Source organism: Acinetobacter sp. IK40 (genome assembly GCF_035615075.1).
Lineage (GTDB): Bacteria > Pseudomonadota > Gammaproteobacteria > Pseudomonadales > Moraxellaceae > Acinetobacter > Acinetobacter courvalinii.
Genome location: NZ_JANBOE010000002.1, coordinates 41,216 through 63,868 on the forward strand (window position 1 = coordinate 41,216; position 22,653 = coordinate 63,868).

Genomic DNA, 22,653 nt, shown 5'->3' on the forward strand with positions numbered 1-22,653 from the left:
ATTTAGAGGAACATTCCTATTCGCGCAGAATGTTCCTCAGTTTTAAATCACCAATAACCCAGCACCCTCCACCAAAGTCCGCCAATCACCACAAAGATAATGATATTGACCACACTCATGACAAAGCCAGCTTTCCACCATTCACCCAGTGTGGTGTAACCTGAACCAAATACCACAGGCGATGTACCTGTTGCATAATGGGTTAAGGTCATCATGATGCTTGACGCTGCTGCCATCATTAAGGCAAATAACATCGGTGGTGCACCCAGCGCCAGTCCAGCCGTATAGAAGGCTGCAAACATGGCAGTGATGTGTGCCGTGGTACTAGCAAACATATAATGTGCATACAGATAGGCCAGCATCAGCAATAAACAGGCAGGCATCCAGCTGAGGCCCAAATGACCAATCCCTGTTTCCAGCACGCCTGAGAACCACGTGATTAAACCGAGTTTATTTAAATACGTTGCCATCATCACCAAAGCTGCGAACCAGGTAATGGTATCCCATGCGCTTTTTTGCGTCAGGATATCTTCCCAAGTCAGTACACCCGTAATCAGCAGCAAACCCAAACCAATAAAGGCAGTCGTGGTCGGATCAACCGCCCAAGCTGAACCGAAAATCATGGCAGGGATGCCTGCCCATAACAGCAGTAAAATCCCAAATACGCCCAGCATAATGATTTCATTTTTGCTGACTGGGCCCATTTCTTTTAACTTGGTTTTGGCAAACTGCGCTGCGTTTGGGGTTTCCTTAACTTCAGGTGGATACATCCAGTACATAATCAACGGCATGATGATCAAGGCGATCAAACCCGGTAATAACATCGCCAATGCCCATGTACTCCAGCTCAAGGAAATCTGACTGTTGGTTGCTTTTGCTACCAGATCCACCACCAAAGGGTTAGGGGCGGTTGCGGTAATAAACATGGCAGAGGTAATCGGATTGGCTTGGTAGTTGACCAAGGCTAAGTATTTCCCCATACGACCTTCGGTGCCTTTGGCTGGGTCAGAGTCGTAACTGGTAGAAATTGCACGGACAATCGGATGAATAATCCCGCCACCACGTGCCGTATTACTTGGAGTCACGGGTGCAAGAATCAGTTCAGACAGCACCATGCTATAACCGATACCAATGGTTTTCTTGCCCCACACCGCGATAAATAAATAGCCTAAGCGAGCGCCCAATCCGGTTTTTTGCAAACCTTTGGAGATCATGATCGAAATACCGATCAACCAGATCAGCGGATTGGCAAAGCTGCTGAGCGCATCCTGAATGGCACCACTTGGGCTATCGTTGGTGACACCGGTCAGGGCGACCAAAGTAATGGCAATAATCGCAATTGCACCGATCGGCATGGCTTTACCAATAATGGCGGCAATCACACCGACAAACATCGCTAATAAATGCCATGCATCAGGATCGACGCCAGCAGGTACAGGAATTACGAACCAGATGATTAATGCAATAAATAAAGAGATCAGCGTCGGGAGAGCTTTAAATCCCATGTTAAATTCCCCTTGTTGTCACGGGTTTAATAAAATTTATAGTTCTTTATGAATGAATCGTTAAAGAAATAACCACGAAGCTTTTATTATGGTTGAAGCTGAGGCCCAACTGCAAAGAAAGTTTTGTTGAAACAGCGTTATACAGGGCAATGAATTGGCAAATGATTTTGTTTGATGCGGGAAAATAGGGCTTCAGATTAAAATCTCTTATTAAATATGAAAGCATCATGCTACATTTTGAGCTTGCTTGATCAAACAATAAGTACGGTATGACTCAACTTTCATGGCAACAGTTAAGACGATTTGTTTATAACAACCTACATAATGATGACTATAAAAGTACTGTCAGTACCTGCGTAAATTATTTGCTGATTGCCTTGATCATCGGTAACGTTGCTGCCGTTCTGCTGGAGTCGGTGAACGAGTTTTATCAACTGTATAAGCCTTATTTCGATATCTTTGAAAATCTCTCGATCATGATTTTTAGTGGCGAATATCTACTCAGGCTGTGGAGTATTGTTGAGCAGGAGCCACAAGAAGCGGCTTGGAAGCAACGTATTCGCTGGATGAAAAGTGGCGGGGCTATTATTGATTTATTGGCGATTCTACCTGCCTATCTCAACTTTATTGTGCCGATTGACTTACGTTTCTTACGAGTCTTACGTTTAGTCCGTTTATTGAAGCTGACGCGCTACTTTGTTTCCCTGCAAATTCTATTACGCGTCATCCAGCGTGAAAAAGGTTCATTTCAGGCGGTCATTTTTATTCTGGTCATTATGATTGTCATGACCGCATCTGCGATTTATGTGGTTGAAAATAAAGCCCAGCCTGAAGCCTTTAGTTCGATACCGCAATCGATGTGGTGGGCGGTGGTCACCCTCACTACAGTCGGTTATGGCGATGTGACCCCAGTGACTAATTTGGGGCGGATACTGGGTGCATTTATTACCATTCTCGGTGTCGGTATTGCTGCTTTGCCCGCGGGTATTCTGGCTTCGGGTCTGGCCAATGAATTGAATATGCGAAATCAGCGACTGGAACAGGAGTTTCGTGAAGTCTTGCAAGCCAAGGGGCTGGACTTGCTGCATGACCAGCTGGAAATTGAACGGATCCGCAAGAAAGTCGGTTTACCCAAAGAACAGACCCATGAAATTATCATGCAACTGGTCAGGGAAAAGTTGCTTGAAGATCAGGAACAGGAAAAAAAGCATTACCGTTTTTGCCCGCATTGTGGTGAAAAGCTGACGGAATAAATTGAATTATAAAGACAGCGCCTAAAATTAGACTTCATTTCATAGAAATTTATTTTTATCTGAATAATAAGAAGAAGCAGGTAAGGAAGCATGAATTATTTTAATTTTTTTTGCATAAATTTTTCTGATTCTGATCTGCTTAAATTAGTTTTAAGCATGATTAAAAAAAGTTAACAATAATCTTTCTCATTTATGCTACTTTTCTAGTAATTTAATTGTAATTTTTAAGCTTATTTTAAGTTTATGTAACTGATGAAGTTCTCCTGACATGATTAAGCGGCGTTATCTGAGTTTATTGTTACTGCCACTGGCAATGATTTCCTTATTTGTCGGCGTAGGCGAGATGAGTCTTGCGGGTTTGTGGGCGGGTAACCCTCAAGACTGGCAACTGTTCTGGACTAGCCGTTTACCGCGTCTGATGGCAATTGTGGTGGCGGGTGCGGGGCTGAGTGTCTGCGGTCTGATCATGCAGTCGTTGAGTCGTAACCGTTTTGTGTCTCCCACCACCGCAGGTCTATATGACTGTGCCCGTTTAGGCGTTCTGGTTTCAATCATTTTATTGCCCAGTGCTTCAATTTTTATTAAAACAGGTTTTGCCATTGCGGTAACGCTTATTGGTGCGATGGCCTTTATGAGTATTCTGGCGACGCTCAAGCACCGTGATACGGTTTTTGTGCCACTGGTGGGGATGATCTTTGGCAGTATCATTTCAGCCTTTACCACCTTTATTGCGTTACAACTGGATTTATTACAGAACCTGGCGGGTTGGTTACAAGGCGACTTTTCCACCATTTTAAATGGGCAATACGAGCTGATCTATCTCAGCGTGCCCGTTCTGATCCTGATTTATTTCTTTGCCAATCGTTTTGTTCTGGCTGGCTTGGGACAGGATTTTGCTACCAATCTGGGGCTGAATTATAAACAGACGCTTTTTATTGGCCTGTTACTGGTGTCAGTGATTACCGGTGTGGTGATTGTGACCGTCGGGGCGATTCCATTTCTCGGTTTGATTGTACCGAATCTGGTGAGCCTGTATCTGGGCGACAATATCCGGAAAACCCTTTCACATACTGCATTGTTGGGCGCTTTGCTGGTTCTGCTTTGCGATGTATTTGGTCGGGTGGTGATTTTCCCTTATGAGGTCTCTGTCAGTCTGATTATGGGGGTAGTGGGCAGTGTCATTTTCTTGTGGCTGCTGCTTAGGAGATACCGCTATGCCGCATAAAACCAAGTTAATGATTTTAGCTGTAGCTGTGATTGCAAGTATTGCACTCTATCTTGGCTGGAATCTGGGCGTGGCCTGGCAGTATGCCTTAAATCTGCGTTTAAAAACGGTTGCAGCCATCGTGGTAGCGGGAACTGCGGTCGGTGTTTCGACTTTGGTTTTCCATACCATTGTCAATAATCGGGTGGTGACGCCGCAGGCATTGGGACTGGATAAATTATATGAACTGTCTAAAACGGCGATTATCTATTTCTTTGGTGCCAGCACGTTATTGTCACTGAATTTTGTCACGGATTATCTGATCAGTCTGCTGCTCATGGTGACTTTTGCCTTGCTGCTGTATCGCTTTATTTTCCAGAAAGTGGCGCAGCAAAATATTTATTTCCTGCTGTTGGTAGGGCTGATCTGTTCGACTTTATTCGACAACATGAGCACTTTTTTTCAGGTCTTGCTCGATCCGGATGAATTCCAGATTGCTGCCTATGCCGGTTTTGCCAGTTTTAATGTGGTGAAGATGGAAACGGTGGGGTTGTCCTTACTCACCATTGTGCCGATTCTGTTGTATGGCTTAAAGCATTATCACACGCTCGATGTGATGGCGCTCGGACGCGATCATGCGCTGAATCTGGGACTGGATTATGACAAGACCAGTCGCTTGCTGTTGATTCTGGTGGTATTGGCACTGGCATCTGCAACAGCTTTGGCTGGCCCAATGATGTTCCTCGGTCTGTTGGTACTCAACATTACTCTGGAACTATTTAAGACCCATCAACATCATATCTTACTGCTGGGCATCATTCTGGTCAGCATTCTGTGTCTGATGCTTGGACAGTTCATGGTGCTGCATGTGCTGAATTTCAAAACTACGCTCAGTGTGATTATTAATTTTGTCGGTGGAATTTATTTCTTCTGGATTTTATTGAAGGAAAATAAAAAATGGCAATAGAGCTCAAGCATTTAAGTAAAAGCTATCAGCAACAGCGGGTCGTGAATGACCTATCGCTGAATATTGCCAAAGGGCAATTTACCGCATTTATTGGGCCGAATGGTGCAGGCAAAAGTACCGTGCTTTCCATGATGAGTCGTTTAATCGAGGCGGATCAGGGGCAGGTTTTACTCGATGGTCAAGATCTGCAACAGATGAAAAGTGCCGATATTGCCAAAAAACTGGCGATCTTAAAGCAGTCCAACCATACCGAGCTGCGTCTCAGTATCGAGGATCTGGTCGCTTTTGGCCGCTTTCCGTATTCACAAGGACGCCTGACTGAACAAGACCGTCAAGTGATTGACCGTTCGATTGCCTATATGGATTTAGATGCCTTACGCCACCGACAAATCAGCGAATTGTCGGGTGGACAGCGACAACGTGCCTATATCGCCATGATTCTGGCACAGGACACGGACTATATCTTGCTGGATGAACCCTTGAACAATCTGGATATGAAGCACTCTTCCCAGATTATGCGGGTGTTAAAAGATTTGGCCGAGAATCATGGCAAATCCATCATTGTGGTGATTCATGACATTAACTTTGCTTCCGTCTATGCCGATCACATCATTGCCATGAAAGAAGGTGAGTTGCTGTATCAAGGGCATCCACAACAGTTGATGGATGAACGTATTCTCCAAGATATTTTCGATTTCCATATTCCGATCCAGCAGGTTCAGCAACATAAATTAGGTTTGTATTTTATTAGTTAGGAGCTTGTTATGCTTTTCAAAAAAACATTGCCAGTCATGATGTTAAGTGTAGCCTTGGCTGCATGTGGTAATTCCAGTACACCTTCGGCAAATCAGGACAGTCATACTGCAGCTACACAGGATACCTTAAGTTTTAACAGTAAGGCCGGTCAGATTAGCATTCCTGCGAATGTGTCCCGTATTGCTGTACTGGATACCAGCGCCCTCAATACCATTCATGCCTTGGGCGCAGACGACAAAGTGGTGGCCTTGCCAAAAGGAACGCCGTTACCGAAAGTGTTGCAAAATTTCAGTGAAGGTAAATATCTGGATGTAGGGACCGTGAAAGAACCAAATCTGGAAAAAATTGCAGCCAGTCAGCCTGAACTGATTCTGATGAGTGGTCGCATGGAAAACTTGGTCGATCAGATCAAGCAGATTGCGCCGACCTACTTTGTCGATGTGGACTACAATGATCAGTTCAATTCGTTTAAGCAGCAAACTTTGAATATCGCTGAAATGGTAGGCAAGAAGCCAGAAGCGGAGCAGCAATTACAAACGCTGGAAAAAGATATTGTGGCCTTAAAAGCCAAGACCAAAGGGAAAACCGCGTTGGTGATTTTGGTCAATAACAGCAAGATTGCAGCTTATGGCCCAGGTTCGCGCTTTGGCAATATTCATGACCTCTATGGTTTTACCCCAGCAGATCCTTCGATCAAGGTGGGATTGCATGGTATGGCGGTGTCACATGAGTTTATTGCCCAGAAAAATCCTGATTACCTGTTTGTGATTGACCGTGGTGCAGCCATTACTGAAAATCAGCAAGGTGCAAAACAGGTGTTAAATAACCAGATCATTAACCAGACTAAAGCGGCTAAAAACGGCAACATAGTTTATCTGGATTCGAGTAACTGGTATTTGATGAATAATGGTTTGGATGGCATGAAAGCCATGCTGAAAGAAGTTGCCGATGCGGTGAAGTAAAATCCAGTCTGTCAGCGTGATAACAATAAACCCGAAGCGCTCGCTTCGGGTTTTTTATATGATAAAGGGAAATAAACACGACCTTATAAGATGATGCGTATTTCTTTACTGTATTTGGGCACCGCGATTTTAGTCTCTTTATTGGTCATTTCTGGGATTCAGCCTTATGACCGGACCACATGGTGGCTTGAAGTCACACCGGTATTGATTGTGATACCGATATTGTATGTGACACATAAAGCTTTTCCGCTCAGTCCGTTGTTATATGGGCTTATTTTCTTGCATGCCATTGTATTGATTGTCGGTGGGGCGTACAGCTATGCGCGTGTACCGTTGGGTTTTGAAATTGCACAATGGTTAGGGCTAGACCGCAATCCTTATGACAAGATCGGGCATTTTATGCAGGGCTTTGTACCTGCTATGGTTGCGCGTGAAATCCTGATTCGAAAGCATATTTTAAGCAAAGGCAAAATGCTCAGTTTCATTGTGATCTGTATTGTACTGGCAATCAGTGCCAGTTATGAGTTGATTGAATGGGCAGCCGCATTATTATTGGGACAGGGTGCAGAAGAATTCCTTGGAACTCAAGGTGATGAATGGGATACACAATCGGATATGTTTTTTGCCTTGCTTGGGTCGATCACAGCCTTGTTATTCTTATCAAACTGGCATGATCGACAAATTGCAAAGCTAATGCATTAATATCAATAGCGGCATCTGCTGTTAAGACACAGCAGATTCATTGTTCTGTGAATAGCGGGCATAAGCCAAGGCAATCAATAAAATGGCTAAACCACCCAGACTTAAGACAAAGCCAACCCAGATCGGTGCTAACCAGCCCATATTATGACTGAGTACCCATCCGCCTAAAAATGCACCAAGGGCATTGGCTAAGTTAAATGCCGAATGGTTGAGGGAAGCTGCCAGCGTTTGTGCGTCGCCCGCAATGTCCATGAGATGGGTTTGCAACGCTCCACCTAAACCAATCACGGTAAAACCAATCAGGAATAAGGCTGCAATCGCGGTATACAGATTGGACATCATAAAGCTGGCCGCTACAAAGGCGAGCGCGGAACTGATCAGAATTCCGATAATGGTTTTAAACAGGTTTTTATCGGCCAGCCAGCCGGCCACCAAGCCACCGATGACCATGCCGATCCCCCAAATCGCTAAAGCAATTGGCACGACACTGATATTGGCATGGGTATATTCGGTGAGAATCGGAGAAACGTAGCTATACACCGAGAACATGCCCCCAAAACCAATGGCGCCAACCGCAAGGGTCAGCCACATATTGATATTCTTTAAACCTGCCAGTTCCGCTTTAATACTCGCGGTTTTTTGCAATGGAATATTCGGAACAAATAGGCCAACGCCAATCAGGGTAATAAACGCAATCACGGCAGAAAATTCAAAGCCTGCTTTCCAGCCAAATTGCTGACCGAGCCATGTGGCAATCGGAACTCCAATCACATTGGCAATGGTTAAGCCCATCATCACTTGGGCAATCGCCGTGGCACGGCGTTGTTTGCCTGCCAGTTCAGCTGCAACCAGTGCCGCTACACCAAAGTAAGCCCCGTGCGGAAAACCGGCAATAAAGCGGGACAGCAACATGGTTTCTGGCGTTGTGGCAAACGCTGTCGCTGCATTGGCCAGACCATAAAACAGCATCAGGCCCAGCAATAAGGTCTTACGTGGAACTTTAGCGCCGAGGATAGCAATAATCGGTGCGCCGACCATCACGCCCAATGCATAAGCACTAATAAAATAGCCTGCATGCGGGACACTGACATTTAAGTCCGTGGCGATTTCCTGAATTAGTCCCATCGCCACAAATTCAGTTGTTCCAATACAGAAACTACCGACGGCGAGTGAGAAAATCACCAGAAATAAGGAGTAGTGGGATGTTATGGGTGTGGGAGAACTTGGAGAGGTCATGAGTCTCTAAAAAATAATATCTGGAGCAGGGATTATTTTTTCATACCTCTGTCAAAACCGATAGAGAGAAAAGTGGAATTTTCAAATAAAATTAGGGAGGCGCGGCATAAAAGCTAGGTGCGGCATGAATAAGGTAGCTATTGTAGCGATATAGAGGAATTACAGGTAAATAAAGCCCATTGTGAAAATGAGCTTTATCCTGAGTTATCGCGTTGCGGCACGGGTGAAACTTAGAACATGGTATTACTATTGGCGCTGTTTTCTGGAACCGATTGATTTGCATCCCAGTGTTCAACGATCTTGCCATTTTCGACCCGGAAAATATCAAAACCTGCATTTTCAGGTTGGCCACTTTGTTGACTGCGTAGATGAACAGCAACCAAATTACCATCAGCAATAACGCGTTTAACTTCATATTCAGCAGATGGATCATCTTTAAACAATTGTTCAAAGAATGAAACAAAAGGCGCTTTGCCATCTCCAATCCATGGATTGTGCTGGATGTAATGATCGGCAAGATAACGGTCGGAAAACTCTCTGACCTTGTGTTGCTCAAACACACCTTTGACAAAAGCAGTCACTAATTCTTTATTGGCTGCTGTTTCGGCAGGTGATAAATTTGTTTTATTGGCTCCATCAAACATTACTTCCGGATTGGTTGTGGTGCGTTCGTTTTCGGGTACAGATTGATTGACATCCCAATGTTCTACGATAATGCCATTTTCAACTCGAAACAGGTCAAAGCCCGCATTGGTGGCCGCATCGGTATTCAGTTTACCCTTGACCTGTAAAAGTACCAGATCATTTTCAGCTAGGCTACGGACAATGTTGTACTGGGCATCAGGGTTGTCCGCAAAGCGTTTCTCAAAGAAGTCAATAAATGGCTGTTTGCCGTCGGGTAAAAATGGATTGTGTTGAATATAGTTTTCAGCGAGGTAACGGTCAGAAAATTCCTTGACTTTTTTATCTTTAAATACACCTTCAAAATAGGTGATTACTTGTGTTCTATTATGTTCGGTTTGCTGTGTTTGGGCCTCACTGCTGTTTTGTTGCGAATCCTGCTCGGACTTTGAATCGTCATTACAGGCGCTAAGGGCTAAAGGAAGCAGAAGGGCAGTTAAAATAAAAAGTTTCTTCATTATTATGAATCCATCGTTAGAACTCGAATAATAAGCATAGGGTTAAGCTTCACTGGCTTCTGAACAATCACGACATATTTTGTAAAGACTTGGTAACCGGTGACGGTGCTACTGAAACCGTAAAAAATGGAGGTATTGCAATATAAATAGCCAGCACATGGTGTGAAATTAATAGATGATCATAATAATATTAATGATAATTATTTACATTTGTGTATACTGCAGGTCATGCATTTTAAATGACAACTTTCGGGGTGGAAAAGTGAAAAAATTATTAATCAGTTCATTGCTACTTGTTTCTGGCTATAGCGCTGCACATGAACCCTATGTGGCGCCGATTGCTTATCAGACCGAGCAGACTCAGGTCGCGATTATTTCCGGTTATGCAGAAGAGGCCTTAAACAGTGAATATGCCTTGAAAGATGCAAAATTCGAGATCACGCTGCCGAACAATACCAAAACCACCATTCAAGCGAATACTAAACTGGACTCAGCGACCGTATTTGATTTGAAACTGCCTGAAGCAGGGACTTATCTGGTGCAAACCAAGGCTTCATATCCATTGAAATACGTGCAAGATCAAAAACAATGGAAGATGTTTTTTGATATGCCGGCCGATAAAGCGCCTGCAAAAGCTGAGCGCGATTTTGTGATTCCTGCCGATCTAAACAGCAAGAATATCAAGCCAGTTGAAATCACGCGCGAATGGACATTATTGACTTATGTCAGTAAGGAGAAACATACACCCGTTCAGGCAAGCACAGCCCCGATTCAGGTGGAGTTCTTCACCCATCCAAATGAATTAAAAGCCAATCAGGCGGTAAAAATTAAAGTATCGAAAGCCAATAAAGCTTTAGCCAATGCTGAAGTGGTGATTCGTGCTAAAGGTGCAACCGATAAGCAAGGAATCAGCTTGAAAACAGCGGCGGATGGCAGTGCTGAACTGTTATTTCCAAAAGCGGCGGAATACTTGATTGAAGTCAGCGAAACGGTGGATATGAAACAAAAGCCAGGCAATCAGTTCTATAGCATTATCAGTGTAGCTGTACATTAAAATGTCAAAAGGCTAATTCACTAGAATTAGCCTTTTTATTTCGACTGCATTGTTATTGACTAGATTCATCATCCATGGCTTTACTATAAAATTTCACACCCAGTTGAATCCTGTCACGGCCATTGCTCATACGCCAGCGGTTAGTATCTCTGAGTGAATAGACGCAGCCGCAATATTCCTGTTGATAGAACTCTTCACGTTTGCTGATTTCCAGCATACGCACTGCACCGCCATGTTTGCGCCAGTTATAATCCCAATATTGAATGTCTGGATAATGCGCGGCAGCACGTAGACCACAGTCATTAATTTGCTGCATGTTTTTCCAGCGCGAAATCCCCAGCGAACTGCTGATCAGGCTGAAACCGTGTTCATAGGCATAAAGGGCAGTCCGTTCAAAACGCATATCAAAGCACATGGTGCAACGAATACCTTTTTCAGGTTCATTTTCCATGCCTTTAGCGCGCGCAAACCAGTTATCGGTATCATAATCGCAATCGATAAACGGAATATTGTGTTTTTCGGCAAAGCGAATATTTTCTTCCTTACGAATGAGGTATTCCTTCACCGGATGGATATTCGGATTATAAAAAAAGATCGAAAAGTCGATACCTGATTCAATCAGGGTTTCCATAACTTCACCGGAACATGGCGCGCAGCATGAGTGCAGCAGTAACTTGTCATGTCCTTCGGGTAAGCTTAGTTTTTGGCGTTGAAGTTTTAACATAGATAAAAATATTGAGTAAAATTTTATAGTGAATTATGAAGTAATTATTCAAAAAAAATATGAAATAATTTCACATGAAAATGAAATTATTTCATATTGAGAAAATATTAATTATATTTAACTAAGATTTAAATCCTAAAATTTCAATGTATGAAATTTCATATTTCTTTTTCAATGAATTAAATTTCTCATGTACTAATACACTAGCTATAACTTCTGTGCGCCCATGCAATTGTTCAGGTTTAACACTATTATTAAGCTTTAGTGTTACACGATTATGGTTTAGAGAATGGATAGATCCAGCCCATCCATTTTCTCTTCTATCCTTATCAGAAGCATAAATTGATAATTTAATATCTTGATGAAAAGTTTCCCGTTCCTCTTGTACAGGTGGAGTATAAGTTGAAGGCATAGGATCTAGAACTTTTCGGTCAAAAACAACTTCCTCTTTATCTTTATGGTTAAACTTAATTTGGGCATCATCTTCAAGTTTTGCTGGTTTAGTAATATTAATAGCATTCTCTGCTAATGTTTTTTGAGAAATTTTACTTATTATAGAATTATAGTCACTTTCAGATAAGTTCATTGATTGAATGTTGGTAATGTTATTATTTATCGTAATATTTTGATTTGTAACAGGAACTTGGGGGCTAGCAGTAGCTAATTTTGTACCTTCCACAATTAAAGCAATCGTTGCTTGTTTAACAATATCTTTTATTGTTTCCTTTGACGGCGCTATATGGGTGATTTTTTTAGCATTTGCTTTCGCTGCATGTAAAGATTTTCTTATGATTAATTTAAGGTTTAGACTTCCACTCTGTAAATTTTCAATAAAAATTTCAGAATCTAAAACTTTAAAATCAGGGTAAGCTTTTTCAATAAACTTGGAGGTATGATGTATATTACTTTCCAAAGCTTTTAAGCTGGATATTATTTCATCAATAGGTATAAAGTTTTTATTCGTATAATAAATTTCGTATTCGGTGTCGACTGTAAATATTTCAGAGTTAGACACAAAGTATTCCCTATTAAAATAAATACCTGAGTTTAAGAGATTAGTAATGATTACACAATATAGAATTTGACTTAATTGGGAGGATACTTACATTAAAAAATATTTATTCTGAAATTATATAATTTATTATTAAGTGATACTCTGTGTTTGGCTTTGTGCTTACTACTCGAGTGATTCTTGATTAATGAATTGTATACTTTAAACAATAGGTGTTGAGACTTGCTAATTAATTTTGTGTTAAGATGAAATAAATTCAATTTTGGTTTTTGTTGTGCTAGAACTCCGTCATTTAAAAACATTACTTGCGCTAAGAGAACATGGCTCACTGGTGGCTGCCGCGACCGATTTATGCCTGACGCCGTCTGCAATTTCTCACCAGTTAAAAGAACTTGATCATTGGTATGGGGTAGAAGTGGTGAATCGTCGTAGTCGCCCTGTCAGTTTCTCCAATGTTGGGGAACGGCTGCTTAAACTGGCAGATGATGTATTGCCGCAAGTTCAGATCGCACAGACCGATATTACCCGTATCGTGCACGGCCAGACGGGGCGGATTATCTTCTCTTCAGAATGTCACAGTTGTTTTGACTGGTTGATGCCGTTATTGAATCAGTATCGTCATCAGTATCCGGATGTAGATCTGGACTTTGCTGCGGGTTTCGAGTCGAATCCTCACGAGCTGTTGCAAAATGCCGAGTTTGATCTATTGATCACGGCAGATCCGATTGCATTGAAGGGAATTGAATATTTCCCAATTTTCAAATATGAATCACGCTTGGTTCTTTCTAGCACGCATCCTTTGGCACGTGCCGAGCAGGTGAGCGTGCAGGATCTGGCAGAAGAAACCCTGATTACATATCCGGTTGATAAGCATCGCCTGGATATCATGGCACATCTGTTTATTCCAGCCAATGTCTATCCGAAGCACATCCGCACTACAGATCTGACCCAAATGCTGATCCAGCTGGTGGCAAGTGGACGCGGCATTGCGGCATTGCCAGATTGGGTGGTCAATGAATATGAGCAAAAAGGCTGGGTGGTCAGCCGCCGTCTGGATTGTGTCGCCCCGGAAGGTCTGAGACGTACATTGTATGCGGGTTATCGGGTCGAGGATAAAGAGAAGAACTATTTTGAAGGCTTTATCAAGCAACTGGAAAAGTTTTCCAAGATGCGTGCCGTGTATTATGAAAATTAATTCAAGTTCTTTTTATGATAAAGGTAGCCATGCGCTACCTTTATTTTTATGAGGTGATTATGCAGATGTAATAGGCGTTAAGATTTCCCGATCAGTAGCGACAAAATCCCAGCAGCAATCAGCGGGCCAACTGGAACGCCTCTTAACAAGGCGACACCTGCTACTGTACCGATCAGAAGGCCGGCAACCACATCAGGTTGATTACTCATTAATTTAACGCCCCGTCCGCCTAGCCATGCCACCAGCAGGCCAACGGCAATTGCCGCCAGAGATTTGATGCTGATAAATGATTTAAGGATGCTTTCTCCGCTGATCTTGCCACTGGCAATCGGTGCAAGTACCCCAATGGTGAGAATAATGATGCCAATATTCAGTCCATGGCTCTGAATATAAGGAAAAAACTGGTTTAAAGGAGTCAGTTTGACCAGGATCAGACACGCTGCTGCTACAGTGACGGCCGTGTTTTGACTAAAGATACCGCAACCTAATAAGACCAGCAGCACCACTAAATTGATATCGAATTGAGAGAACATCGCAGGGCATGGGGAAGGGAAATAAAGTTGAATTATATCGTAATTTATCGAGGTTTATTTTAAAAAGCGTTTTTTTCTCATCTATAGATACAACTTTAAGGTTATAAGTATTTGAAAGTTAATAAAAATAAAGGAGGCCATTTCCAAAATTAGAAATGGCTTTTCCTGAGAAAATTAGGCCAGTTTTTTGAAGGTTCCGTAGTAAGCAATTTGTTCATCCCAGAACTGTTCCCATAAATCACAGTATTCAAGACAGATTTGACGGATTGAATCGTATTCAGATTCAACGCAGGCCTGTGCCAGTACAAACCATAAATCATCTTCATGGTCGTCATCAGCCGCTTCGGCAGTCGCATCATGTGAAACACCATGGACATAGTAATAACCACTATCTACATCAAAACCGACTGCCTTGGTGGCCTGACGTAGTGCAGGGCTGAATAAAATCACTTCTTCTTCTGCAACGGCGAGCAAAGCTGAAACTGCCTGATAGCTGTTAAACGAATTTTCCAGATAATGACGTACCCGTTGTGCAATCAGTGAAGGTTGATCGTCATTACGCTCAGACTGGCTCAAATCAAAGTCATTGAGCACATCTTCAAATAATGGATAGTGTGCATATTCAGGGTTGCCGGAATAATAACCTTCCTGATCCAGACCAGGGCGGAAACCAAATTCGTCCAGAATATTCAGGTTCAATAAAAAGCGTGGGAACATTTTGGAACCGGACAATAAACGTGGTTCTAACTGTTTGGTCTGGAATTGAGCCATCAATAAGGCATCGGTAAATACCTGAACAATGGCATGGCGATATTCAAGATGAATATGCTTTAAAGTCTCTTTGTCAATTACACCGTCATTTAAAAGTTGAATGGCAGGATGTCTTGAAACAGGATGATTTGAAATTTCTGCTCTTAGTTTGTTCAGAAAATCCAGGTTCTTGTTCCATAAATCCGCAGAAATACTATTTTTCATGCCTTCAATAGCTTTCTGTCTCGGGTTGTTAAAGTTTTCAAATTTTTTTGGCATAGTCTTGTACTCGATGAATTAATAATATTATTGCTTTTCCAATTATTTAGTTAGATTTTCTTTGGCTGATTATGAATATAACTATTGTTTCAGCCAAACATCTTTTTATTGGATGATTTAAATATAAAATTATTTTTTTGTGAAATCAATTTATTAAAGCGGCTAAAAAATCGCAAGAAAGCTTATTATTTAACTTAACTGTAAATAAAAGGTGAAGTAATTCACGGTATATTTTTTTATTTAAAAAATAGAAAGATTTTTTTACAAATCATCTTGTGTAGCAGCCGTTTTTTTCATACCCTGTAACAGGAACAATAAAGAAAGTATGACTTTTCTATACTGCTCTTAAAATAAGATAAATATACATAGTGGCCAGAAATTTCCAGCATGTAAACTATGTCTTAATAATATGTTAAGTTTTTTGATAGAATTCTAAAAGGATAATAAAATGTCAAAAAAAGAAGATATCATTGTAACGGCTCTAGACCTTTTTAACCGTCATAACTACAGCTCTGTGGGTGTGGATCGAATTATCAGTGAGTCGGGCGTTGCCAAAATGACGTTCTACAAATACTTTCCTTCTAAAGAGAACCTGATTGAAGAGTGTCTGTCGCGAAGGAATAAAAGTATTCAGGCGTCTATTGAAAACGAAATTAGCCTGAAAGCAGCAGATGATTATTTAGGTAAAATTAAAGCCGTCTATTTTTGGCATCTCGGCTGGTTTAATTCGGATGATTTTCATGGTTGTATGTTTCAAAAAGCATCATTAGAAATTTTACAACAGTATCCTTCCATTATTCGTCCAATCATGGAATATCGTGAGTGGTTAATGGCATTGGTAGAAGACTTGTTTGTAAAGGCACAGGTATATCAGCCTCATGTATTAACAGCAATGTATATTAATATTCTGGACGGGATGACCTCGTATGCAAAAGTAAATAAAGATCATGCCCAGATCGAAGAGTGCTGGTATTATATCGAGCGATTAATCCATTTAGATGCAGCATAATAACTTATTATTGTAGTTATGCTAAATAATAACCTTTAGATAAATAAAATTACATTTTTATAAAACTTAAAATAAAAAACCGAGGATTTATCCTCGGTTCTTTTTATAGGGCAATATTATTTTTCGACGAAGGCACGTTCAATCACATAATCACCCATCACGCCCATACGTGGTGATTCAACCAAACCGTGTTGATCGAGCAACGCAGCGACGTCTTTCAGGAACGCCGGGCTACCACAGAGCATGGCACGGTCAGTTTCACGGTTAAAACGTGGTAAACCAATTTTTTCAAACAGTTCGCCAGTCTCAATTGCCGTAGTTACACGACCTTGAGTATGGAACGGTTCACGTGTCACAGTCGGATAGTAGATCAACTTGTCTTTGATGCCTAACTCTTCAAAGAATTCATGATTCGGAAGTTCATTCAAGATTAAATCTTGGTAGGCAAGTTCAGACACATAACGTGTACCATGCACCATAATCACTTTTTCAAACTTCTCGTAAGTTTCCGGGTCACGAAGCAAAGAAAGGAATGGGGCAAGGCCGGTACCAGAAGATAACAGATATAAATTTTTACCTGGTAGTAAATCGTCGTGTACCAAAGTGCCTGTAGGCTTTTTAGAAATCAGGATTTCGTCGCCCACTTGTACTTTTTGTAAAATAGAAGTTAATGGACCGTCTTGTACTTTAATAGAGAAGAATTCAAGTTCTTCTTCATAATTCGCACTGGCGATCGAATAAGCACGCATTAAAGGCTTACCATTCACTTCAAGGCCGATCATTACAAACTGACCATTTTTAAAACGTAAGCTGACGTCGCGTGTAGTTTTAAAACTGAAAAGTGTGTCATTCCAGTGGTGAACATGAGTAATGCGTTCAACGTTAAAAGCAGCCATTAAAGGTCTCGATCACAGTTAAAAGAAACAGATCGCTATTCTAATCTAAAATCATTCTCGATAAACTGAATATATTTAATTGTGTTTATAAGAAAAAGTGATGAACAATTCTGTAGTGATGCCAATCATTGGTCATATGTGTTCGCCTTATCGTGAGAAATTCGGCATCCCACGCCAGCCAAATCTGGTGCAGGTCGAGTCTTATATAGAGATGACGGCGGTTTATAGCGATATTCTGGCATTTGAAGGTATCGAAGATTTTAGCCACTTATGGCTGCTATGGCAGTTCCATGAGAATAAAAATCCAGATAACACCTTGAATCAAATGCCTAAATTTCGTGCACAAGTGCGTCCGCCTAGGCTGGGAGGCAACCAGAAAATAGGGGTTTTTGCAACCCGAAGCATGTATCGTCCATCTCCGATCGGTTTATCGGTGGTACAGTTTTTACGCGTTGAAAAGCATGGCAAAGCGGTACGGGTCTATGTCACGGGCAGTGATTTGCTGGATGGTACCCCGATTTTAGATATCAAGCCGTATATACAATATTCGGATGCGGTGACTGAGGCGGTCAGTGGTTATGCCCAAGAGCAGCCACAGCGTAAAACGGTGGTTTGGTTGGAAAATGCACAACAGCAACAACAGCAGTTATTAAAGCAGGGGATTTTGCATAAAAAGATATTCGATGAACTTGAACAAGTGTTATCTTTAGATCCTCGACCTGCCTATCAGCATGATGCTGAACGCGTATATGGAATGCGCTTTGCCATGTTGAATGTACGTTTTACGGTGGGTGAACAGGATGTCACCATTGTTGCAGTGGAACAAAGTTAAAACTTTAAAAATATAAATTTCGTTAAAAATTTGGGGAATCAACGGTGATGCAAGCTCAGGCAAAATTCGCAAACTTTTCTTTTACGATCGATGTGACCTGGTGTCTGGAACAATTGGTGCAGGATGGCCGTATCACGGAACGGGACAAACTGCTGGTACAGACCACACATCGGCAAAAGGATCAGTTGAAATGGCATCCTTTGCAGTGGATTGCCAATTTCAGTCTCAAAGACCAGCTGAATGCAGGTAGTACCTTATCGTTGAATCGTTTGTGTCAATGGCTGGCTGAGAAAGCTGATCTTCCCTTATTTATCATTGATCCACTTAAAGCCGATGTTGCGGCGTTAACCAGTGTCATGTCACAAGAGTTTGCCGCCAGAAATCATATTCTAGCAGTAGAAGTACATGCAGACCGGATTCTGATTGGCACCGATCAACCATTTATCAGCGAATGGTTGAACAATCTGGAACGGAGTCTGGCACCTAAAAAGATTGAAAAAGTTTTGCTCAATCCTGAACAGTTACAACGTTATATTGTTGAGTACTATCAGGTCAGCCGAGCAGTCAGTTCCTCACAAAATGCCAGTATTTATGACCGTGAAAATAAAGGCGTTGAGGCTTTATTACAGTTAGGCGATACCCAGAATCCTGATGCCAATGACCAGCATATTGTCAAACTGGTGGACTGGGTGCTGCAATTTGCGTTTGAGCAAGGTGCCAGCGATATTCATCTGGAACCACGTAAAGACAAAGGTAAGGTACGTTTCCGTATCGATGGGGTGCTGCATACCATCTATAACATGCCTGCCAATACACTGACCGCGGTAATTTCCCGTATCAAGATTCTTGGCCGCATGAATGTGGCGGAAAAGCGTAAACCGCAGGATGGACGCTTAAAAACCCGAACACCGAAAGGGCAGGAAACCGAATTACGTCTTTCGACTTTGCCGACCGCTTTTGGTGAAAAGCTGGTGATGCGTATTTTCGATCCGGAAGTATTGGTGCGGAGTTTCCAGCAACTGGGTTTTGAAGGGCATTTATTGCAGAGCTGGCAGCAGCTGACGCAACACAGTCATGGCATCATTTTAGTTACAGGACCAACAGGTTCGGGTAAAACCACCACGCTATATTCATCTTTAAAGCAGCTGGCAACCGAACAGGTCAATGTCTGTACCATTGAAGACCCGATTGAAATGCTGGAGCCGAGTTTTAACCAGATGCAGGTCAATCCAAACATTGAATTAGGCTTTGCAGATGGCGTACGTGCCTTAATGCGTCAAGATCCTGATATTATCATGGTCGGTGAGATTCGAGACCATGACACCGCCAATATGGCGATTCAGGCTGCATTAACAGGGCATCTGGTATTATCTACCTTACATACCAATGATGCACCGTCCAGTTTGACGCGTTTACATGATCTAGGCGTGCAGCCATTCCTGACCGCCGCCACAATACTCGGGGTTCTTGCACAGCGTCTGGTTCGCCGGCTTTGCCCGCAGTGTAAACAGCAGACGCCAATCAATGAGCAGGAGTGGGAACATCTGACCTTTGATTATATGATGGACATGCCGACCAGCATGTATAAAGCGGTGGGATGTGAAGCTTGTCGACATACCGGCTATAAGGGCCGAGTCGGGATTTACGAATTTATGCCGGTTAGTCTGGAGCTCAAGTCACTGATTAGTGCGCATGGCACACTCAATGATCTAAAAGCACAAGCGAAAAAAGAAGGTGTTGAGCCCTTGCGGATCGCGGGTGCACGTAAAGTGATTGAGGGCGTAACCACCTTAGAAGAAGTATTGCGCGTGGTACCATTAAATTAAGCTACAGCATCATCTTCAGATTCACCTCATCTTGGTTTGTTTTAATGAATGCATCGAAATGATGAAACCACGATGAGGGGAAACAAGATGAACCTATTATCTAAATGTGCAGTTGTTGCTGGCTTGGTTGGTGCAACTACTTTTGCTGTAGCCAATACCACTGCGGTAAATCAGCAAGCACTGGCACCAACTCAAATCACTACCGTTAAACAAGCATTGACCTTGAAAGATGATAGCCCAGTCAAGTTGAAAGGTTATGTGGTCAAATCCACAGGTGATGAGAAATATCAGTTTAGCGACCAGACTGGTTCTATGACGGTCGATATTGATGATGATTTATGGCAAGGTAAGCCGGTATCAGCAAAAACACCGGTAACCTTAATTGGTGAAATCGACATCGACTATAAACCAGCGAAACGTGTTGAAGTGGATGTGGATCAGGTTCAATTCTAAAGATTGATGAATCAATATAAAAAAACCACATGATCATCATGTGGTTTTTTGTTAATGATTTATTTTAAGATCATGTGAAAGATCAATACAGTGGGCTGTTTTATGCGAATTTTATTGGCTGAAGATGATGCCTCACAGGCAGAAAGTATCAAGGCCTGGCTGGAAATGGATGGTTATAGCGTTGACTGGGTGGAACGTGGCGATCATGCGATTCTGGCAGCCGAACAGCATCAATACGACTGTATTCTGCTGGATCGGGGCTTACCGCAAGCGTCAGGAGATGAAATTCTGAAAAACATTCGCCGGCAAAATAGCAAAACCCCGGTGATTTTTATTACCGCCAAAGACCACATCCATGATCGGGTAGAGGGGCTGGATCTAGGGGCGAATGACTATCTGGTCAAGCCATTTAATCTGGAAGAGTTATCTGCCCGGGTTCGTTCCCAATTGCGTCAGCATCAAGCCCAAGCAGGTCAATATCTTTATTTTGCCAATTTACAACTGGATCCCCAAGCCAAAACCCTGGTTCAGGAGGGGAAAGCGGTGAATCTTACGGCCAAAGAGTTCCAGATTTTATATAAGCTAATCCAGCAACCTGAACATATTGTGACACGGGAGCAACTGGAAGAATCCCTGTATGCATGGGGTGATGAAATTGAAAGTAATGCCATCGAGGTGTTTATCTATCAGATTCGTAAAAAGATTGGCGGGCAATATATCAAGACCATTCGCGGTCTAGGCTATCGCATGCATCAGGGTGAATAGGATGAAAGTCGTGTCATTACAAACCAGACTGGTTAAAACTTCATTAATCAGTTCAATCATTGCTGGATGTGTGGCCTTACTTTTGTTCGCGGTAATTTCGGTATATCAAACCATGCAGATGCAAGATGAGATCATGGACGAGATTTCAGATATGTTGCAGATAACCGACTTAACCCAATCTTCAGGACAGCAGATTGATGAACTGAGTGATGAATTTGATATCCAATATCAGTTGCGCAATTCGCAGCTGGTGTTGACCCAGTCCACAGATTTTCAGCTTGATCCACAGCATTACAGCTTGATTACAGCCAGACAGGGTAACTTTGGCCTGATTTGGCAAAAAGGACAGTTATGGCGGAGTTATGCGGGCGAAGATGAGCATGCCCCTATGCAGGTATTGCTTCTACAACCCCTAGGAGAACGTTTTAAAGATTTGCTGAATCATTTCGCAGGTTATACCTTGATCTTGCTACTGGTATGGCTAATGCAATGGATCATGTTGCATTTCCTGATTAAACGGCAATTTAAGGTAATGCATCAGTTATCTTCAGAAATCTCAGCAAAGAATGCAGATGATTTAAGCCCGCTATCAACTGGAGAGGTAGAGCTGAAAGAGTTACAGCCCATGTTGGGGCAGCTCAATCGACTGCTACAGCGCCTCGAACAATCCTTGCAAGCAGAACAGCGTTTTACTGCGGATGCTTCTCATGAATTGCGTTCGCCTTTGTCTGCGATTCAGCTTCGATTGCAGTTATTGCAACGTAAGTATCCTGAACGGGCAGGTGATTTTGTGCCGATGCAGCAAGATGTCAATCGCGGCATTCAAACGCTGGAAAATTTACTGCTGTTGGCGCGTCTCGATCCTGAGCATGCGAATAATTTGCCGAAAACTCAGTTTGACCTAAATGCGGTAATACAAGAGGCAATGCAAGCCTTGGCATTATTTGTGCAGGACAAGCAGATTCAAATACAGCTGGATGTCTCAACGCAGCCCAAGATGCTGCATGCTAATCAACAACTGATATTTACCTGTATCCGCAACATAATTGATAATGCGATCCGCTATAGCCTTGAGCACGGACAGATTTATATCAGTTTGAAGCAACAAGAAGATGCAATAGAACTTGTGATCGAAAATGAAGGGCAAGGCGTGGATGTTGAAATTCTGGAACGTTTAGGTGAGCGTTTTTATCGTGCCTTAGGAACTAAAACCCAAGGTTCGGGATTAGGTCTGTCGATTTGTAAAAAAATTGTTGAATTGCATCAGGGCAAAATCAAGTTTTCCCAATCCTGCTATGGCGGACTGAAGGTGAGTATTCAGCTGCCTGTATAAATTTTCTCATAAGCAACATAAAAAAAAGCAGCATGCGCTGACATACTGCTTATTCCCACGTTTATTATTATGCGGTTGTTATTATATTACTTCGTTAAAATCAGGCGATTATTACGGGTTAGACGTAAACGGTATTCCTCACCCGCATGCATAATGCGGATTTCTCGTCCCAAGGCAAAAAGATTGTTTGAATGCAACATTGGCAATGATTGAGCTGCATCTGTACTACGAGTAAATAGGTTGAATGGTGCGTTCATTTGTTATGCTC

At 42.3% G+C, this 22,653-nt stretch carries 23 protein-coding genes; 14 read left to right on the forward strand and 9 right to left on the reverse strand.

Annotated features, from left to right (window positions below; all coding sequences use genetic code 11):
- Positions 1 to 47 precede the first annotated feature (47 nt).
- Positions 48 to 1,505 carry a DASS family sodium-coupled anion symporter gene (locus tag MSG93_RS04100; RefSeq protein WP_324620676.1) on the reverse strand — a complete coding sequence of 486 codons (1,458 nt, stop codon included), beginning with the start codon at positions 1,503 to 1,505 and terminating at the stop codon, positions 48 to 50.
- Positions 1,506 to 1,774: 269 nt separating this feature from the next.
- Here MSG93_RS04100 and MSG93_RS04105 point away from each other — a divergent pair, with 269 nt between their 5' ends.
- The 6 genes from MSG93_RS04105 to MSG93_RS04130 all read left to right on the forward strand — a co-directional run bounded on the left by MSG93_RS04105 (position 1,775) and on the right by MSG93_RS04130 (position 7,349).
- Positions 1,775 to 2,758 carry an ion transporter gene (locus MSG93_RS04105; RefSeq protein ID WP_324620677.1) on the forward strand — a complete coding sequence of 328 codons (984 nt, stop codon included), beginning with the start codon at positions 1,775 to 1,777 and terminating at the stop codon, positions 2,756 to 2,758.
- Positions 2,759 to 3,026: 268 nt separating this feature from the next.
- Positions 3,027 to 3,983 carry an ABC transporter permease gene (locus MSG93_RS04110; RefSeq protein ID WP_324620678.1) on the forward strand — a complete coding sequence of 319 codons (957 nt, stop codon included), beginning with the start codon at positions 3,027 to 3,029 and terminating at the stop codon, positions 3,981 to 3,983.
- Positions 3,973 to 4,929 carry an iron chelate uptake ABC transporter family permease subunit gene (locus tag MSG93_RS04115; protein ID WP_324620679.1) on the forward strand — a complete coding sequence of 319 codons (957 nt, stop codon included), beginning with the start codon at positions 3,973 to 3,975 and terminating at the stop codon, positions 4,927 to 4,929. Before MSG93_RS04110 ends, MSG93_RS04115 begins: the two co-directional genes overlap by 11 nt.
- Complete coding sequence (locus MSG93_RS04120; RefSeq protein WP_312049082.1) at positions 4,920 to 5,684, forward strand: ABC transporter ATP-binding protein; 765 nt, start codon at positions 4,920 to 4,922, stop codon at positions 5,682 to 5,684. The genes MSG93_RS04115 and MSG93_RS04120 overlap by 10 nt, the downstream gene beginning before the upstream one ends.
- A gap of 9 nt (positions 5,685 to 5,693) precedes the next feature.
- Complete coding sequence (locus tag MSG93_RS04125; RefSeq protein WP_324620680.1) at positions 5,694 to 6,647, forward strand: siderophore ABC transporter substrate-binding protein; 954 nt, start codon at positions 5,694 to 5,696, stop codon at positions 6,645 to 6,647.
- Between the two features lie 93 nt (positions 6,648 to 6,740).
- The gene (locus tag MSG93_RS04130; RefSeq protein WP_324621010.1) at positions 6,741 to 7,349 is read left to right on the forward strand and encodes a DUF2238 domain-containing protein; all 609 of its coding nucleotides are present in this window, start codon (positions 6,741 to 6,743) and stop codon (positions 7,347 to 7,349) included.
- Between the two features lie 21 nt (positions 7,350 to 7,370).
- Here MSG93_RS04130 and MSG93_RS04135 read toward each other — a convergent pair whose 3' ends face one another.
- Positions 7,371 to 8,585 (reverse strand): MFS transporter, encoded by a 1,215-nt coding sequence (locus MSG93_RS04135; RefSeq protein WP_324620681.1) that lies wholly within the window; start codon positions 8,583 to 8,585, stop codon positions 7,371 to 7,373.
- A 230-nt stretch (positions 8,586 to 8,815) separates the two neighbouring features.
- The gene (locus MSG93_RS04140) at positions 8,816 to 9,724 is read right to left on the reverse strand and encodes a nuclear transport factor 2 family protein (protein WP_005286402.1); all 909 of its coding nucleotides are present in this window, start codon (positions 9,722 to 9,724) and stop codon (positions 8,816 to 8,818) included.
- 262 nt (positions 9,725 to 9,986) lie between these two features.
- On the opposite strand from MSG93_RS04140, the gene MSG93_RS04145 reads away from it, so the two are divergent.
- Positions 9,987 to 10,778: a DUF4198 domain-containing protein gene (locus MSG93_RS04145; protein WP_005286399.1), complete on the forward strand. Its 792-nt coding sequence runs from the start codon at positions 9,987 to 9,989 to the stop codon at positions 10,776 to 10,778.
- Between the two features lie 52 nt (positions 10,779 to 10,830).
- Here the strand turns inward: MSG93_RS04145 and MSG93_RS04150 are convergent, their stop codons facing one another.
- A complete protein-coding gene (locus MSG93_RS04150; protein WP_005286397.1) occupies positions 10,831 to 11,502 on the reverse strand; it encodes an epoxyqueuosine reductase QueH in 672 nt (223 codons plus the stop codon).
- A 121-nt stretch (positions 11,503 to 11,623) separates the two neighbouring features.
- The gene (locus MSG93_RS04155; protein ID WP_005286393.1) at positions 11,624 to 12,517 is read right to left on the reverse strand and encodes a hypothetical protein; all 894 of its coding nucleotides are present in this window, start codon (positions 12,515 to 12,517) and stop codon (positions 11,624 to 11,626) included.
- A 271-nt stretch (positions 12,518 to 12,788) separates the two neighbouring features.
- Here MSG93_RS04155 and MSG93_RS04160 point away from each other — a divergent pair, with 271 nt between their 5' ends.
- A complete protein-coding gene (locus tag MSG93_RS04160; RefSeq protein WP_005230927.1) occupies positions 12,789 to 13,709 on the forward strand; it encodes a LysR family transcriptional regulator in 921 nt (306 codons plus the stop codon).
- Between the two features lie 77 nt (positions 13,710 to 13,786).
- On the opposite strand, the gene MSG93_RS04165 is transcribed toward MSG93_RS04160, so the two are convergent.
- Positions 13,787 to 14,242, reverse strand: a complete 456-nt coding sequence (locus MSG93_RS04165) for a DUF441 domain-containing protein (RefSeq protein ID WP_005230925.1) — start codon at positions 14,240 to 14,242, stop codon at positions 13,787 to 13,789.
- 174 nt (positions 14,243 to 14,416) lie between these two features.
- Entirely contained in the window at positions 14,417 to 15,271 is an 855-nt protein-coding gene (locus tag MSG93_RS04170) for a hypothetical protein (RefSeq protein ID WP_324620682.1), read from the reverse strand.
- Positions 15,272 to 15,719: 448 nt separating this feature from the next.
- Here MSG93_RS04170 and MSG93_RS04175 point away from each other — a divergent pair, with 448 nt between their 5' ends.
- Entirely contained in the window at positions 15,720 to 16,280 is a 561-nt protein-coding gene (locus MSG93_RS04175) for a TetR/AcrR family transcriptional regulator (RefSeq protein ID WP_005230921.1), read from the forward strand.
- A 116-nt stretch (positions 16,281 to 16,396) separates the two neighbouring features.
- On the opposite strand, the gene MSG93_RS04180 is transcribed toward MSG93_RS04175, so the two are convergent.
- Positions 16,397 to 17,176, reverse strand: coding sequence for a ferredoxin--NADP reductase (locus tag MSG93_RS04180; RefSeq protein WP_004772583.1), 780 nt, complete (start codon positions 17,174 to 17,176; stop codon positions 16,397 to 16,399).
- A 118-nt stretch (positions 17,177 to 17,294) separates the two neighbouring features.
- Here MSG93_RS04180 and tsaA point away from each other — a divergent pair, with 118 nt between their 5' ends.
- From tsaA to MSG93_RS04205, 5 genes are all read left to right on the forward strand, one after another.
- Complete coding sequence (gene tsaA / locus MSG93_RS04185) at positions 17,295 to 18,008, forward strand: tRNA (N6-threonylcarbamoyladenosine(37)-N6)-methyltransferase TrmO (protein WP_324621011.1); 714 nt, start codon at positions 17,295 to 17,297, stop codon at positions 18,006 to 18,008.
- 47 nt (positions 18,009 to 18,055) lie between these two features.
- Positions 18,056 to 19,834: a GspE/PulE family protein gene (locus MSG93_RS04190; protein WP_324621012.1), complete on the forward strand. Its 1,779-nt coding sequence runs from the start codon at positions 18,056 to 18,058 to the stop codon at positions 19,832 to 19,834.
- An 87-nt stretch (positions 19,835 to 19,921) separates the two neighbouring features.
- A complete protein-coding gene (locus tag MSG93_RS04195; protein WP_324620683.1) occupies positions 19,922 to 20,287 on the forward strand; it encodes a NirD/YgiW/YdeI family stress tolerance protein in 366 nt (121 codons plus the stop codon).
- A gap of 102 nt (positions 20,288 to 20,389) precedes the next feature.
- The gene (locus tag MSG93_RS04200; RefSeq protein ID WP_324620684.1) at positions 20,390 to 21,052 is read left to right on the forward strand and encodes a response regulator transcription factor; all 663 of its coding nucleotides are present in this window, start codon (positions 20,390 to 20,392) and stop codon (positions 21,050 to 21,052) included.
- A gap of 1 nt (position 21,053) precedes the next feature.
- Entirely contained in the window at positions 21,054 to 22,385 is a 1,332-nt protein-coding gene (locus MSG93_RS04205) for a HAMP domain-containing sensor histidine kinase (protein WP_324620685.1), read from the forward strand.
- Between the two features lie 86 nt (positions 22,386 to 22,471).
- Here MSG93_RS04205 and hemP read toward each other — a convergent pair whose 3' ends face one another.
- Positions 22,472 to 22,642 carry a hemin uptake protein HemP gene (gene hemP / locus MSG93_RS04210; protein WP_004661888.1) on the reverse strand — a complete coding sequence of 57 codons (171 nt, stop codon included), beginning with the start codon at positions 22,640 to 22,642 and terminating at the stop codon, positions 22,472 to 22,474.
- Positions 22,643 to 22,653: the final 11 nt, after the last annotated feature.